Annotated in this window: 5 protein-coding genes; all 5 read right to left on the bottom strand. The window is 69.2% G+C overall.

Annotation, left to right across the window (positions count from 1 at the left end; translation table 11 throughout):
- Window positions 1-33: 33 nt before the first annotated feature.
- Entirely contained in the window at window positions 34-630 is a 597-nt protein-coding gene (locus tag ACIA49_RS36435) for a hypothetical protein (protein WP_396382833.1), read from the bottom strand.
- Between the two features lie 14 nt (window positions 631-644).
- Window positions 645-947 carry a WXG100 family type VII secretion target gene (locus ACIA49_RS36430; RefSeq protein WP_396382832.1) on the bottom strand — a complete coding sequence of 101 codons (303 nt, stop codon included), beginning with the start codon at window positions 945-947 and terminating at the stop codon, window positions 645-647.
- A 3-nt stretch (window positions 948-950) separates the two neighbouring features.
- A complete protein-coding gene (locus tag ACIA49_RS36425) occupies window positions 951-1,274 on the bottom strand; it encodes a WXG100 family type VII secretion target (protein ID WP_396382831.1) in 324 nt (107 codons plus the stop codon).
- A gap of 113 nt (window positions 1,275-1,387) precedes the next feature.
- Window positions 1,388-1,933 (bottom strand): type VII secretion system-associated protein, encoded by a 546-nt coding sequence (locus tag ACIA49_RS36420; protein WP_396382830.1) that lies wholly within the window; start codon window positions 1,931-1,933, stop codon window positions 1,388-1,390.
- A complete protein-coding gene (locus tag ACIA49_RS36415) occupies window positions 1,933-15,768 on the bottom strand; it encodes a hypothetical protein (protein ID WP_396382829.1) in 13,836 nt (4,611 codons plus the stop codon). Before ACIA49_RS36415 ends, ACIA49_RS36420 begins: the two co-directional genes overlap by 1 nt.
- Window position 15,769: the final 1 nt, after the last annotated feature.

The raw sequence follows: 15,769 nt of genomic DNA, 5'->3' as shown, positions 1-15,769 counted from the left end.
TCGGGTGAGCGGAGCGGATGGGACAGTGCGGGATCAGCCGGGGGTGCCGGTCCCGAGGGCCTTGGTGATGAACGTCTTCGCGTTCTCGATGTAGTCCGTGACGTCCTTGCCGGTGGCCGCGTTCAGCTCCTCGGCGGTCGTGTAGGCGCCGGCGAGGCTCTCCAGCTGGTCAGCGACCACGGTGACGGCCGAGATGGCGTCGTTGATGAACTTCACCGTCGTCCCCACCAGCCCGGGTTTCGCGGTGTCGCCGACCACCCGGACAGTGAGGGCGTTCGCGTCGAAGAACGAGCCCGGCCTCAGCTCGACCGTCCCCAGATCGGTCAGCAGCTCCTTCAGCGGCTTGATCAGCTCCCGCAGGTTCCCGGCGTACAGCTTCAGGGCCTCGGTGCTGACCTGGACCGGGACACCGGACTTCCCGTCGTGCTTGGGGACCGGCGGCAGCTTGATCCGGCCGGTGAAGTACTCACCCGGCGGACCGTTCCAGTTGCCCTCGGGCAGCGGCTCGCCTCCCGTCCAGGGAGGCGGGTGGTCGATGGTGTGGGAGTTGTGCTCCTCCTCGTCCTTGCCGGCCTTCGCGACCTTGTCCTTGTCGTCCTGGCTGACCTCGCCGTTGCCGTTCCCGTCCATCGGTCCTCAGCCCCTCACTTGACGCTGTACCCGCCCCAGGCGTTGACGCCGCTGTGCTCGATCTGCAGGTAGCCGTTGGTGATGTCCCGGAGGGCGACCTCGGCCGCGTTCAGGCTGGCCGGCATCCGCTGCGCCGCCTGGTCCCACTGCTGCTTGGCGATGTCGTACTGCATCCGGGCGTCGCCGGTCCAGTCCTGCATCACCTTGAGCACGTTGGTGTTCATCGTCTCGAGCTCGTCCATCAGCTGCTTGGTGACGATGCCCATCACGTCGCGGGTGCGGTCGGCCTTGGTCGGGTTGAACGAATAGGTGGCCATGGGTTATCCCTTCGGGACGAAGATGCCGGGGCCGGTCGGGATCTGTCCCGCGGTCTGGGTGTTCTGCTGCTCGCCCTGGGTGATGATCTTGCGGTTGCCGTGCAGGACCTCCTGCATCTCCCGCAGCTTGTTGATGATCATCTGGCAGTCGTCCTGCCACGCCTTCATCGAGTTGTCGAAGGCGGCCGACGCGTCGCCGGTCCAGGTGGCCTTCAGCTCGGCCAGCTCACCGTTGACATTGTTCAGGCCGTTCGTCGCCACGCCCTGGGTGGTCGCCAGGTGGCCGGCGGCCTGCGCCATGCCCGGGGTGGTTGTGGACACTGCCATGGGACATCTCCCTTACCTGATTGGGTTCCGGGACACATCCCAGCATCCGGGGGCGGCCGCCAGCCAGAGATCTGCACGCTCTCTGCCCATCCACCCACGCCGGATGCCCTGACTTACCCCCGTAGCAGCTCCGTCGCCTGGTCGTCGTCCAGCAACAGGGTCTCGCGGATGAAGTCACCGCTCAGCCGGATCGACGCTGGTGCCGACGGGTTGAACAGCACATCCACCTCGTCGGCCAGCAGGACCACGAGATCGTCCAGGTCGATCCGCCGCCACGCGGGTGCGTTGACGCGTTGCCGGTGCACCTCGCCGGTGGCCACGACCACGCACCGCACCCCGTCCGGCGACAGCGTGAGCAGCGGCCGGGCATCGTCGTACGTCGCGATGTCGAAGAACGTGTCGCGCAGCATCAGCTGGATGTGCTCGGCGCCCACACGCTCGGCCAGGACAAGCCGCAGTACGGCGTCCAGCGGGTCCGACGGTGAGTCGGGGCCGAGCGGGAGGTAGTCGGGGTTGGTCCGGAACTGGCCGAGCCGGCCCTCCTCCTCGAGCGGCCACAGGCCGACCACCACTTCGACCGGCGGTACGGCGTCCGCGGTGGCCGGCGTCCACGACGGGTCGACCAGCAGGAACCAGTCCTCGATGGGTGTCGCTGTCATCATCGTCCTTCGGTCGTCGGGTGGAGGTTGGTGCGGAACTTCGGCAGCAGGTAGAGGCCGCTGATCGTCTTCTCGAAGATCCGGAACGGGATCTGCTCGAAGAACTCGCCGAATCCCTGCCGGTGGATCAGCCGGCCGCCGGCCAGCCCCACCGTCAGGTTGCGGGCCAGGGCGCTGCCGACGCCCGAGGTCAGTGCCGACAGGGCCCCCAGACCGCCCTCACCGAGCGCCGCCAGGCCGGTCAGGTGAATCTTGTTGCCGACGGCATCGGTGATGCCGAAGACCGCCGCGTTCACGGTGCCGTTCGCGAACCCACCGAGGGTGCCGACGGTGACCCCGAAGGCGAAGTCGAAGACCCCCGACCGCCAGCGCGTCGGGAACTCGGCGCCGGCCCAGTCGTTCACCCAGTTCCGGTCCTGCGGGACCGCCGTCCGGGGCCTGGCCCGATCGAGGCTGGCCAAGCCGTACTTCAGGTCGCGCAGGGCGCCGCCGAGTTTGGATTCGAGGACCACGCCCGCGGCGACCTTGACCGACGATCCGATCGCGGCATTGAGCGCCGCCTTCGCCGCGTCCTCGCCGGTGAAGGCGCGCTGCTGGGCACCCGCCGTGATTCCGTACGCCGTCAGGTAGGCGGTCAGCTCGAGGGCGAAGTCCTGACCGAACTCCAGCAGTGCCTTCTCCGTCGCGACCCGCCAGCCCGGCACGTACTGCGCCTCCCGCGCACCGCTCGGACCGGCGATCGTCTCCGAGGACCACGGCGCTCGCTGCTCGGCGCGGATCGGCCGCGCCCAACCGCGGAGCTGCGTGAGCGGACCCCGGTACTCGAACTCGCTGCCAGTCAGCTCCAGCTGCCCGTCGTGACGCTCGAAGACCAGCCCGTCCTGACCGCGCTGGGCGATCACCAGCTGGTCGGCGTCGAACAGGTTGAACTGACCACGCCAGCCGTCGGTCTCCAGGTAGTTGTCCCCGTTTCGCACCCGCTGCCTGACGACGATCCCCTGGTCGAACTCCTGCCACTGGTTGAAGTCCGTGACCCCGTCGATCTGGAGGTACTGGCGGATCCGCAGCTGGCCGCCGCCGACATGCTCCGGGGTCTCCCGGAGAACCTGCGGACCCCGCTCATCGGTTGCCGGCACCTGGTCGCGGCTGTAGACCGCGCCTGGGCGCCAGGGGCCCCAGTTCCCGTTGCCGGTGGACCAGAGTCGATCGAGCGGTTCGGCGCCTTCGACGCGTTGCCCCGACTGGTCGAACTCCAAGCTGTGCCAACCACCCAGCCGCGGCCGGGCCTCGACGTACCGGCCGCCGTCGAGGTAGCGGCGCTCGAGGACCAAGTTGCCGTCGGCATCGAAGTCGCGGAACGAGTTGTCCCAGCTCAGGCGTTCGCCGTTGAAACCTTGCTGTTCGTCGCGGAAGCCGCGGAAGTGCACGCGCTTGCCGCCGGCGCCACCCGGTCCGGTCTCGTGCCACGTCCAGTTCGGTGAGTCGGATTTGCCGGAGGCGACGACGTACCGGTTCGGGGTCGGGGTGCGGTCCGACCTGCCGGTCAGCTCACCGTGGAAGTTGCGGTCGACCCAGACGTTGGGGTCGGTGGGCCTGAGGAACTCCCGTACGCCGTCCGGCCGGCTCTCGCGGACGACCTGCCACCGGCCGCCGGCCCAGACGACGTCTTGCCAGTTGCTGTCGCCGATGGGGACCCGCCAGCCGCTCTCCGGTCCGGCCTTCCACGGCAGCGCGTCGGGGTTGGGATGCGGACGGACCGGGGCCACGACGTAGTCGCCGACCTTGAGCTCAGTGCCGTTGTGCAGCTTCATCGTCATCCGCACGAAGTTGCCGTCGGCATCGACATCGACCTTGGTGATCAGATCGGCGCCCATGAACCGGCTGCCACTGTCCGCGTTCGGACCAGTGGTCTGCCAGCGCCAGACCTGCCAACGGTTGTCGGAGGCAATGGATCCGAGACTGCCCCGCGGCGGCGGATGGCCGCCCGCGAGGTTCCGCCAGACGACCGGGGGCCGTTGCTCGCCGGCCCGGCTCGTGATCAGCCTCGCGCCACCGGGCAGCATCTCCTCCTTGCCGGGCGAGTTGAGCTGTGGCGCCCGGATGTCGTACGTGCCCGGGCGGCCTGGGTACGGCGTTCCTGGCGTGAGCACGAACTCCTGGTACTTCCGAGCACGACCGGGACCATGCCAGCTCCCCCACTTCTGCTGAGCCACCTCGGTGATGCCCGGGCCGGTTTCGACACGGTCGACCCAGCCGTTGCCGAAGGACTCCGGCTGACGACGACCGGAGGCGACCTGCCCGCCGGAAGCGTCGTACCGGTACCAGGTCCAGGTGCCCACGTTCTTGAGCGCCAGGACCTGACCGCTCAGTCCTTGCTCGTAGGCGCGAACCGTCTGCCCGGCATGGTCGATGTCGTGCCACGACACTCCGCTACTGCTGAAGTGCCGTTGGCCCCGGTTGGTGACGTCTCCGGTTGCTGCGTCGTACGTCGTCCAGGTCGTCCGCCGGTTGAATCGGTCGAACCCGTCACCGGTCCGGCGAACGGTGTCGAGCGTCTCACCGCCAGGCAGGAGTCGCCGCTCGAAGACGTCGACGCTCGTGGTGCCGGGCTTGCTCTTCAGCACGATCCGCCCGTTCGCCGTCCCGGCCGGGTCCACCGTGCCGCGGTCGAACAGACCAGTCGCCGGAGTGCCGTCGGCCGTGCTGACCCGCTGCCAGGTGTTAGCAGCGTGATTCACCACGAACCGGAACTCGGTCGGCTGCCCGTCCATGGCGATCGGAAGCCCTTGCTCCACCAGCTTCCCGGTGCGTGCGTACACGTGGTACTCACCGGCACGCGGATGGCCGAACTCGACCCGTACGCCGCCGTCGTCGGTAGTGGTGATCCGGTGCGGCACGGTCCCGTTCCAGACCACCCCCTCCGGCGTACGGACAAACTGACCGCCCTGACCGGCAAGCCGGCTGACCTCCCGATGCACACTCCCGTCGACCCCGAACACGTCGTATCCACCAGGCCGCGTCACCCGAATCTCACCCCCGGGCTCGGTCGTCACCGTCTGCCCGGCGGCCGGCGGGTGGTTGTCGTCGCGCGGCTCGATGGTTACGGTGCGGCCTTCGACTGGAGTTTCGAAGTCGTTGCCGACTCGTTGGGGACCGGTTGCGCGGATGTCCTCGTCGGCGTCCGGGGCGGGGATCTCCAGGTAGCCCGGCTCGTCGGCCCACGGCATGCCGTGGCCGGTGGACTGCAGTCGGCCGTCGTCGGCGTACCGGTGGAAGTTGTTGTTGGCAACGATGCGGACGCCGCCGTCGGGCAGCCACTCGATCGTGGCGTCCGGCTGTGTCGGCTCCAGTCTGGGGTCGCCGACGCCGTCGACCAGGAAGGTCTGACTCTGGGGACCCCCGAGTGGGATCCACCGTTCGACGTACTGGCCCGCGTCGTTGAACCGGCGCCCGACCCCGTTCGCCTCGGTGACTTGGAAGCCGCCGTCGACCGGTGTGACCGTCCCAGGGAGCTGTTGGCCCGTGTCGTCGACCAGCGTGTTGTTGCGCCGGTAGACCGCACCTTGGTGGTCGGGATCCGCGACCCTGACGCCGGTCGCGCGGTGCGATCCGTCAGGCCCGAACCAGTCGACCTCGCGACGGCCCTCGACGATCCGGATCTCACCGTCCGGCGACACCGTCGTCCGCCGGTTCGGCATCGGCGTCCCGTGCACGTCGACCAGCGTGAGTCCGCCTTGACCATCGGTCTCGGCGAACCCATGACTGACCAGCCCCCCGGTGCCGGTCAATTGGATGCCCTCAGCAACCAAGAAGCCGTCGTCGTCGAACCGCTGGGTCCGGCCGTCCGGCCCGGTGACCCGGAATCCGCCGTCGGGCGCGGCCTGTACGTCGTACGACGGGTCGCCGATGACGTGACCATTGCCGCCCACCGGGAGAACGACCCACTGTCCGTCGAGCTCGTACCGGCGGTCGAGCAGTTCGCCGTCGGGTCCGAAGCCGAAGCCGCGCCGACCCTCGGCCACGTCGATTCGGCCCTCCGACACCTCGACATGCGCGTCCAGAACCGCCGTACCGCGTGCGTCGACAACACCGTCAGCGGTGAGGAAGTAGTCGCCCTCCGGATGCTGGAGGGCAACCGGAGGCGGCGGCGTGGTGCTGCGGATCTGCAAATCCGCGGGACCACTGAAGGCGGCGCCGACTGCCGGTCCGGGACCCTTGCGGAACAGCTGCCGGATCGCGGGAAGGTTGACGTCGGCAACGGCCTTCGCATCGTCCGGGCGGGACGACATCGTCACCGCGACGCTCACCTCGTGCGGGCCCAGGCCGTAGTGCGTGTGCTGGTCCGGCACCTGAACGACCGGCGGGACAACGGTGAGGTCGACCGGCAGGTCGCGCTCGGCCAGGATCTTGGCCTCCCGCACCATCATCGCGCGCACCCGCTGCTCGACAGTCGTCGTCCGCGCGACCGCACGCAGTGGGCCACCCCGCGGTTCGCGTGGCGCCTGGCTCGTCCCACCACCGGTGATCGTCAACTTCGGCAGGCCGGCCGCCCACTCCTCGCGCGGCAGGCGATGCTGACGCCAAGCGACAGCCCGGATGAAGCCGCGGACGTGCTCGGCGAGCTCTGACCGCTGCTCGACAGCGAGGTTCGAGCCGGCCGGGCCGAAGGTCAGCGTGAGTTTGGTGTCCTGGTCGGCCGTCAGGTCCTTCAGCGGGATTGGCTCGGCCGACGTCGTACCGGGTGCGACCGCAGGCACGAACTTCCCGCGGTCGGCGAGCATGTAGACCATGCCGGCCTGCGGAGTGAGCACGAGCCGGGTCGTCGCCGCGAGCGTCTTCGCGAACTGCCAACGGGCCGGATTACCCTGGCTGGCTTGGACGATCGAGTACCCCTGGGTCGCCGTACCGGGTCCGTTCGACTCGACGTTCATGTTGCACATCTCGAGTGCCAGTGCGACCCCGGCGACTCCGTTCGGGTGGGTCTGGCGCAGGTGCGGGCTGTTGACGATCGCCGCGTTGCTGCTCGGCCCGGTGATGCGGATGAGGTCGCCCCGCTCGTGCGGATGACCGGTGGCCAGCGCAACACCGATTCCCTCCGGACCGGCGTGGGCGCCGACCGCCCAGACCGGAAGCGCACCGGCCTCGCTCAGAACAACCTGTCCGGTCATCTCCTCGAGGTCCACGGACTCCACGTTCGGCAGCGGATCCAGCGAAAGGTGGAACCGGCTGTCGACATCCTCCGCCAGCGCCATCACCGCGGCGTCGTCCACCAGGTCGAACGGCTTCGACGGGAAGATCTGCCCGCGAACCTCCTGCTTGCTGTCCACCTTCGGATAAGCCAGGAACCCGTTCGGATCAGGGTCACCGGCCGGCCGGTGACCGAACTGCTGCGATCCGGAGACCAGCCGGCCGTCGGGCTCGAAGCGCAGCGGTCCGGTCGTCCACGACGAGTTGCGGTGGTAGCCGCCCGAGGCGAGACCCGTTGCAAGCACTTCGGGGTCGAGGTGCGGCCCGTTGATCGACACCCAGACCACCGCCGGCGACCCGTCCTCGGGACGGTTGCCGAGCAGGTCGCGCAGGTCTGAATCATCACGCAGTACGTCGATCGCCTCCTGCGCCGACACCACTCGCGGCCCGGCGTTGGTCTGCACGAGGTATCCCCCTTGCTCACGCCGCAGTACGACGATCACCGGCGGCTCGTCGTCATCGCTCCAGGGCGTGGCCACCGCCGTACCGTCATCGAGCTCGACCGTGCTGATCTGTTCATCGGTGGTGTTCTCAGCCCACTCGGTGAGTGTCGCGAGCGCCTGATCGTCACCGGGCGATCGCATCAGCAGGACCCGTGGCTCACCCTCACCGCCGCGAATCACGGCCGTCTCGAGGTCACCGGCGCGCAGCCCGGACACATCGACGTACCGGGTGGGGTCGTCGATGGTGCTGAGGTCCGTGTCGCCTTGGAGTGCCAACACCTTGGGGTACAGGCCGTTGTTGTGCAGCGAGGTCGCGACGTCGAACCCGAAGCCGCCGAACCGGTTGCGGTCACCTGAGTGCGGGCTGACGATCACGATCGGCCGGTCCTGCTGGATCGCGGGGTGCGTGCTGAGCTGCTCGCCCAGCCAGTCGCCGTCGATCTCGGAGGCGATGCCGTTGTGCTGGGTGACCAGTCCACCGCTGCCACCGCGGCCCGGCAGGATGACGAACAGAGGTCCACCGGTACCTGCGATGTTGTTTGCGAACTGCTGTAGGTCGTTCTGTGTCCAGCCGAACTCGGCGGCAGTGGGGAAGCCGATGACGGATCCGGACATGAACGTCTGCACCGCATTGGCAGGCAGCGACAGGTGCTCGTCGAGGTTGGTCTCCGCCGCGACCACCATGCCGTTGTGATGCTGCAGGAACTCACCGGCCGAGCTGTGCATCTCCCACTCGCCACCAGTGATCCTTGCCAACTCGTTGCGTAGCTCGCGATTCAGCGCCAGCGCGTCGGCCGCCTGGTCGGATTTGGTCATCACCACGAGCGGCGGACGGACCGCGCCTCCGGCCGCCTCCCGGAACTGCGGGTTTCCGGCAAGATGGGCGGCCAGCTGGGGCGGGGTCAGCTCGATCGGCGGGGCGAGCTCGACGGTCCGGACCAGGAAGCGGCCCGGGTCCGAGGTCTCCAGATACAGCCGGAGCGGACGTGTCCGGCCCGGGTCGAGCCGTGTGGACGCGGGCGACGGGTGCGGCGAGCCACGGCGACCCATCTCCTCGCGCACCTCAACGATCCGGTCCGAGTGCTCGGTCCGCGCGATGACATCGGGGTCGTCGGCCCATTCGTTGCCCGACAGGTCGAATCCGTGCACGGTTCCATCGGAACGATCGAGCCGTGGAGCGACGATGTCCTGCGTCCGGGACTCGGCGACGAGGGTGAAATCCTCGTCATGCGGTGTGAGCGCAGTGGTCGCCAGGTCCTGGTCGGTGGTCAGCACAGTGACGCGTCGATAGGGGTCGTCCGGCCCCCGCAGCGCGGCGGCGAGCTCCTTCACCGTCTGTACGCCGTTGCCCTGGGCATCCATGGCGACAACGTGAATCGTTGTCTGCCGATCCAATGCCTGGAACTCAGCACTCGACCGGATCGCCGCGGCCATCGTGGGGACGTCGACGGCGCTGGTCTCCATCAGGACGAAGTACGGCGTGGGATCGTCCCACGACTGCAGCGCGAGCTGACGGTACAGCTGCTCCGGCCAGCCCTGGTTGATCGCAGTGTCCGAGACAAACGCCGTACCGCCGCCGGCGCGATGTGTCTTGGGGAACGTGACGGGCCGGTCGGTCATCTCGATATCGCCGGGCTGGAGCGTGACCCATTGCAGGTCGATCCCGCTCTGGCCCTCACCGCCGTGGGTGGTGCGGTGTCCGTCCGGTCCGATGGTGACGAACTGGCCGTCCTTCGGGAGTCTGAGAGTTCCGTCCTCGACGACGTCTACTTGGGTGGTCGGGCCCGTGACGGGACCTTGGAAACCCTGTGCCTGCAGGAGATTCGCGATCCGGCCGAGGCGATCTCCCAAGTTGGGATCGGCCACCCAGCAGCTCAGCCAGAGCAGGTTCAGCTTCTGCTGCCAGCCCGGAAGGTTCGCGGTCGAGAGCATCTGCAGCACGGCGGTCTCCGACAGGCGGACCACCTTGCCGTCCGCTGCCCGTCGTACGTTGAGGCCCTGGTCGTTGCCGTGTACCAGGACCGCGAAGTCACCGGGCTCGAACGTCCGCTGCTGGAACGCTCGCTGCACGATCGGGACCTCGTGGTCGGCGCCGGGGAAGAAGACGCCACGAACGTTGCCGTCGGCATCTTTCAGAATGACGTGCTGCGTCTCCGAAACATCCGGCCCGACCAGCTCCGTCAGCGGTACGACGTCGGCGTCCATGGTCACCGCTTGTGGCATCCGGTAGCGCAACTCCCACCTGCCGTGGTCGGCCGGCGCGGCATCCTCGCGGATGTCCGGCGTCACCTGCACGTTCAGATCCCCGGACCGCAACGACGACCCGGCCAACTCCAGCTCACGATCGATCGCCACCCGCAGCCCGACCAGAATCGTGCGCCCCATCACCTGGTGCCCGTCGTTCGCCGGCCCGTGCAGCCGCACCACGACCTCCACGTCCGTCTGCCCCTGCCCCACCAGCCCAGCCACTTCCCGAGCCACCCGGTCGATCCCGGCTTGTCCCGCCGAATCCAACGCCGGCCGCGACGGATCGAACACCCCACCCGCCGGCGACGGAAGGAACGACGGCCCGCCCAACGGCGCGTCGAAGTCGATCCCCGCCAACGGGTCGTCGTACAGCCACTCGAGCTCCCCCGGTACGTCGTCCTCCCCTTCCGACTCCGGCTCCTGCCTCCCCTGGCGCGGCCCCGTCTCCTCGCCCAGCCCCGTCTCCACGTCACCGGGCTCGCCGTCGGCGAACGGATCGACCTCTAGGTGGTCGAGCCACTCGATCGCGTCCAGATCCATGAGCTCGGACAACTCGACCCCGCTGCGTTGAGGCCCGAGGTCCACGTCGGAATCGGAGTCGGACTCTGAACCGGGGGCGACGTTGGGGTCGGGAGCGAAGGGGTCCATCCCTTGGGGACCGGCGATCGGGCTTCCCGAACGCATGGACTCGTCCTCGGAGTCGGATCTGGGGTCCGGGTCGAGGTGGGAGCTGGGGTCCGGGTCGAGGTGGGAGCTGGGGTCCGGGTCGAGGTGGGAGCTGGCGTCCGGGTCGAGGTGGGAGCCGGGTTCGGGGGCGAGGTTGGGGTCGGGGGTGGAGTGGGGATGTGGGGCTGGGGTGGAGGGGGCCGGGTCGTGAGGGCCGTCGACCGGGCTTCCCCAGAGCATGGGGTCGTCGTCGGACTCCGCCTCGGGCGAGTAGGGGTCCGGGCGCGGGCCGGCGACGGGTCGGGTGGTGGGACGGGCGAGGGGGTCGATGGACGTCGTACCGGGGTGAGGTGGGTTGGACACCGGCGGCTGGTCGGCCGTGGGACGGGCAAGCGGGTCGACGGTCGTCGTACCGGGGTGAGGTGGGTTGGACACCGGCGGCTGGCCGACGGCGGGACGCGCGAGGGGGTCGATGGTCGTCGTACTGGAGTGGGGCGGGTGGGCTAGGGGGTTGATGGTCGTCGCACTGGGGCGAGGCGGGTTGGACGCCGGCGGAGGTTGGTGGTCGACAGGGGGTCGGGTTAACGGGCCGGTGGCGGGTGGTGGGGTGGGGAGGGTGATGAGGGCTACGCCGTCGAGGGGGGTGAATGGGGTGCGGCCCCAGACGTTCCAGGTGATGGGGACGCGGTTGGGGTTGATGCCCTCCAGGCGCAGTCCTTCGGAGAGGATGCTGCGCAGGTAGTTCTGGGTTCGCGCTTTGACGGCTGGGGTGAAGACCTTCGGGGTGATGATCTTGATCTTGAGCGGGGACAGGGTGGTGTTCGGGTCGAGGCTTGCGAGGGTGCGGCCCAGGTGGCGGCCGAGGGCGACCAGGGTGTCGCGGTCGTCGCCGATGCCCAGGTTCTCGTCCTGGTTGAGGGTGTGGAACCAGAAGGTCGATCGCGGGGGTGGGTCCAGGGTCGGTGCGGCCCCTGGTTGGCCGGACTCCCAGGAGACGGATCGCGACCCCGGGTGGTGTGCCTCGTCCAGGGGGTGCTGCGGGCCGGTGAGCTCGATCAGCAGCACCTGCGGCGCTTCAAAAACCTCGGATACCCGCAGTACGACGTGGTTGGTGATGATGTCGTCGACAGTGAGGTTCGAATCCGCGGGGAGCGCCCTGCGGACGGCGCCCTCGATGAGAGTCTGCACCTGCTGGATCCGGCCTGGGCTCAGACCGGCGTTGCTGCGGACGTCGAGCTGCAACTGCACGGGGGCAGTCGGATCGTGCAGAACCCGCTGCACCAGCCCTGTCGCGATGGCCTCGAGTCGTGGTTCCAACGCGACCGGCAGGAAGGGCCGCCTCGCCACGAAGGGCAGCTCCAGCCGGCGGGCCGCCTGCAAGGCGGGGAGGCTCGAGTACGTCGTACTGTGCATGCTGAGCGTCACCGCTGGTGACAGGACCCTGCTGTGGTTGTCGTACTCGACACGAGTGACGGGCAGTCGCCGCCCCTGCAGATCGACGCCGTGCTCCTCGAGTGCGCGCTCCAGGTGTTCCACGACCTGGTCCATCATCAGGGTGACGGGCGGTGCTCCCCAGCCGCGCGTAGCCTCCAGCCGCAGGTCCGGCAGCTCCTGGTTGTGCCCCAGCAGGAGTGCGACGTTCCGCGCGAACAAGTCGGCGAACTCTGCCAGCTCGGCCTGGCTGTCGGGTACCAGCTGTGGCTGGTCACCTCTGCTGAAATTCACCTGCTTCACACCGACCGGCCAGTCCCACCCATGTGGTTCGAACCGCGTCGGCGCCACGGCCACATCGGTCCGCGGCAGCTCCACCGGCGCGACCTGCAGCGACGGGACCGGATCCGGTTGCGGTGACACCTCGGGCGCAGCGTCCGGCTCCGGCGTGGGCGCGTGGGCCACCGGTGCGTCCGGGTCCTCGTCCAGCGGATGCGGAGCCGAGCGGAACACCTCGATCGACAGGATCTGTGTCTGATCAGGCGTCGGGTCCGCGAGCGTGTCCGACGCCTGGACATTCGGCCGTACGACGCCCGGGTCCAGGCCCAGCCGGCGCAGCCCGTCGTCGAACGCCCCCTCGATCCTGGCCAGCATCGCCGGGGCATGCTCGTTCAGTTCCGGCGCGATCCGGATCCGGACCTCGACCTCTCCCGGCGGGTTCTGCAGCTCGCGGGCGATCACGTCCGCGATAGCCCACAGTTGCGCGTCGTTGTCCGAGTTCTGGTCGAGCGTCGTCTGCACAACCAGGGTCGCCGGCTCGACCTGTCCACGCGGCACGGGCGGGCGCCGTACGACGGGAAGGTCGGTGTCCTCGCTGACATTCCGCAGCGAAGGACCCGGGGCGCGGGGCGGCCGCGTACCGGGTTTGAGGGGGCCGGTCACCCGGCTGTCCGTAGGAGGTCCGTCGATGAACAGACCTGCGACTTGGCCGACGCGTGGTGGGGTACGGATCACGGCCATCGGGCGCAGCTCGCCGTCCGGCCCGATCTCCGTGTGGCGGCCCATCAACGTGCCGTCGACCTCAAGCTGACCGGCGTACTCCTCGGTCAGGCCGAACATATGGCCAACCTCGTGCGCTGTCTGCACGGGGAACTGGCCGCGCCGCCAGTTGGTCTGGTTGATCTCCTGGTCCGGACCGTCGTGCAGGTTGACCTTGTGATGGGTCCTGGTGTCCGGGCTCGCTGGGAGGATCCGGAACCGCAGCAGGACGCCGCCACCCGTGCGCAGGTTCGGGCGGTTGAGGTACGTGTCGACCGCCCGCTGGGCCTTGGTGAGCTCCTCGGCGCGCTCCTCCTGCGTGAAGTGGCCGTCGGGGTCGAGGTCGACGTACACCGTCAGCTCAGCGGTCTCCACCCGCTCACCTCGGTCATCGACCGTGACCGCCCGCCGTACCTCGAAGGCCGACCGGATCTCATCACGCCCCGGCACCACCCGATTGAGCCCACGCTGCTGCGGCTCAACCCTCTCCAGCTCACGCCGCTCATACCCGTGCGGCTCGCCGTACACGTCTTCGTCGGGATCAGGACTCGGCCGAGCCGCCGGACCCACCTGCATCTGCTTTTGTCGTGCAGGCCTAACGGAAAACGCCGGCGGTACGACGGGCTCATCCGTCGACATCCCCTGGTCCGCCGGGCCGGACTCAGTACGCCGTACCCCCGCCCCACGCATCGTGGAACCGCCGTACCCAGTAGACGGGCCCGGTTTGATGGACGGTCCTGGTGTCGTGGAGGGACCCCGCGTGGTCAACAGACCCGGCGGGGACGGGGGCTGCGTGGCGGGACCGCCCTGCAGTCTCTGCACGGCTGACCCGTCCGGGGCGAGGCCCCTGGGGACGGAGCCTTGCGGAGATGGACCGCTGGTCAACAAGTCCCCGGTGAAGTCGCCCCGCGGCCCGCCCAGCAACTGCCCCTGGTTGCCGAACGCACCGGACTGCGCAAGGCCGCCCAGCCGCTCCGGTCCACCGTGCAACTGGCCCCCAGGCAACACCTGCAAACCCGCCTCGCCCCCCGGCCCCGGCTCGACCCCCAGCCCCGGCTGGAGTCCCGGCTCCGGCTCGGGCCCAGATTCGGGTTCGGGCTCGGGCTCGGGTCCAGGCTCGGGCTCCGGCTCCGGCTCGAGTTCAGGCTCGAGTCCAGGCTCGGGTCCAGGCTCGAGTCCAGGCTCGAGTCCAGGCTCGAGTCCAGGCTCGAGTCCAGGCTCGAGTCCCGGCTCCGGCTCGGGCCCAGATTCGGGTTCGGGCTCGGGTCCAGGCTCCGGCTCCGGCTCCGGCTCGGGTTCGGGTTCGGGTTCGGGTTCAGGCTCCGGCTCGAGTCCAGGCTCGGGTTCGGATCCAGGCTCGGGTTCGGGTTCGAGCTCGGGTCCAGGCTCCGGCTCCGGCTCCGGCTCGAGTCCAGGCTCCGGCTCGGATCCAGGCCCAGGCTCGAGTCCAGGCTCCGGCCCAGGCTCGGGCTCGGGATGGGGGTCGGGGCGTGGCTGGGGATTCTGCGGAGGGTTCGAACCGTTGGGACCGCCGCTGGGGTTACCGCCCGGGTTACCACCCGGCGCACCACCGGGGTTACCGCCCGGCGAACCGTTTGGACCACCGCGCGGGTTGCCGCCTGGCGCACCACCCGGATTGCCACCCGGCGAACCGTTTGGACCACCGCGTGGGTTACCACCTGGCGCACCACCTGGACCGCCACCTGGGTTACCGCCCGGCGCACCGTTCGGGCCGCCGCCAGGCGCACCACCTGGGTTGCCGCCGGGTGCACCGTTTGGGCCACCGCCTGAGCCGCCGCCCGTCGTACCGTTCGGGCCACCACTCGGGTCGCCGCCGGGTGGGAGGTTGGTAGGTGGGTTGCCTCGGGGGGTGTTGGGGGTGGGTTTGTTGAGGGGGTTGGGGGGTTGGGGGTTGAGGTGTTTGTCCAGTTGGTGGCCCAGGTTGTGGGCCTTCTTCTCGGCGGCGCCTTGGAAGAAACCGCCGACGCCACCGGTCCAGAGGTCGTCGAAGGAACCGCCGAGGATGCCGGCCGCGCCGGCGCCGACGATGGTTTCGGCGGTGCCTTCGGTGAGGCCGTGGAAGACGATCGTGTTCTCGAACTTGGGGACGAACTTCTTGCCTGCTTGGTGCATCCCGCTCATCAGGCCGCCGGCCGCGGCACCGGCGACGAACTCGATGATGGTGCTCCGGGTGTCCCAGGTCTCCCAGGTGCGGTTGCCTTCGATGATCTGCAGGATCTGCGCCATCGCGCCCTGGATGACCTCCTCGATGCCTTCCTCGAGGGCTTCGACCAGCAGCCGGATGGCCCAGTGCAGCTTCGCCAGGATCCGCGCGATCGAGAGCCGGGCGGCGGTGATGAAGCCGGGGACCAGCGGCGCGGTGAACGGGTTCGACAGCGCCCAGACGATCGAATCCGCGAAGAACGCGATCTCGATGATCATCGAGTAGAGGCCTTGCTCCACATCGAGCGCGAGCTTCATCAGCGACTGCGACTGCTGCCCTGCCAGCGCGTGCAGGTCCGGCAGGGTCTGGGCGAGCGCGTTCACGCGTTCGCGGAAGACGCGGCCGACCTTGCCGCCGACGGAGCGCTCGACGGCGCCGGCGAGCGCCTGGAGTTCGTTGCCCAGCCCGGCGAGCCGGCCGCCGCTCTCGGTCCAGCTCTGGGCCAGCTGACGTGTCGCCGCGACGTCGACCCGGGGCGCCTTCTGGCCTGCGATCAGGACCCAGAGCCAGTCGAAGTCAGGGTCGAACGTGATGTCCACC

This window comes from Kribbella sp. NPDC051587, assembly GCF_044453945.1.
Classification (GTDB): domain Bacteria; phylum Actinomycetota; class Actinomycetes; order Propionibacteriales; family Kribbellaceae; genus Kribbella.
Note: the sequence above shows the minus strand (reverse complement) of the source record. Positions and strands in the feature narration are given on the sequence as shown.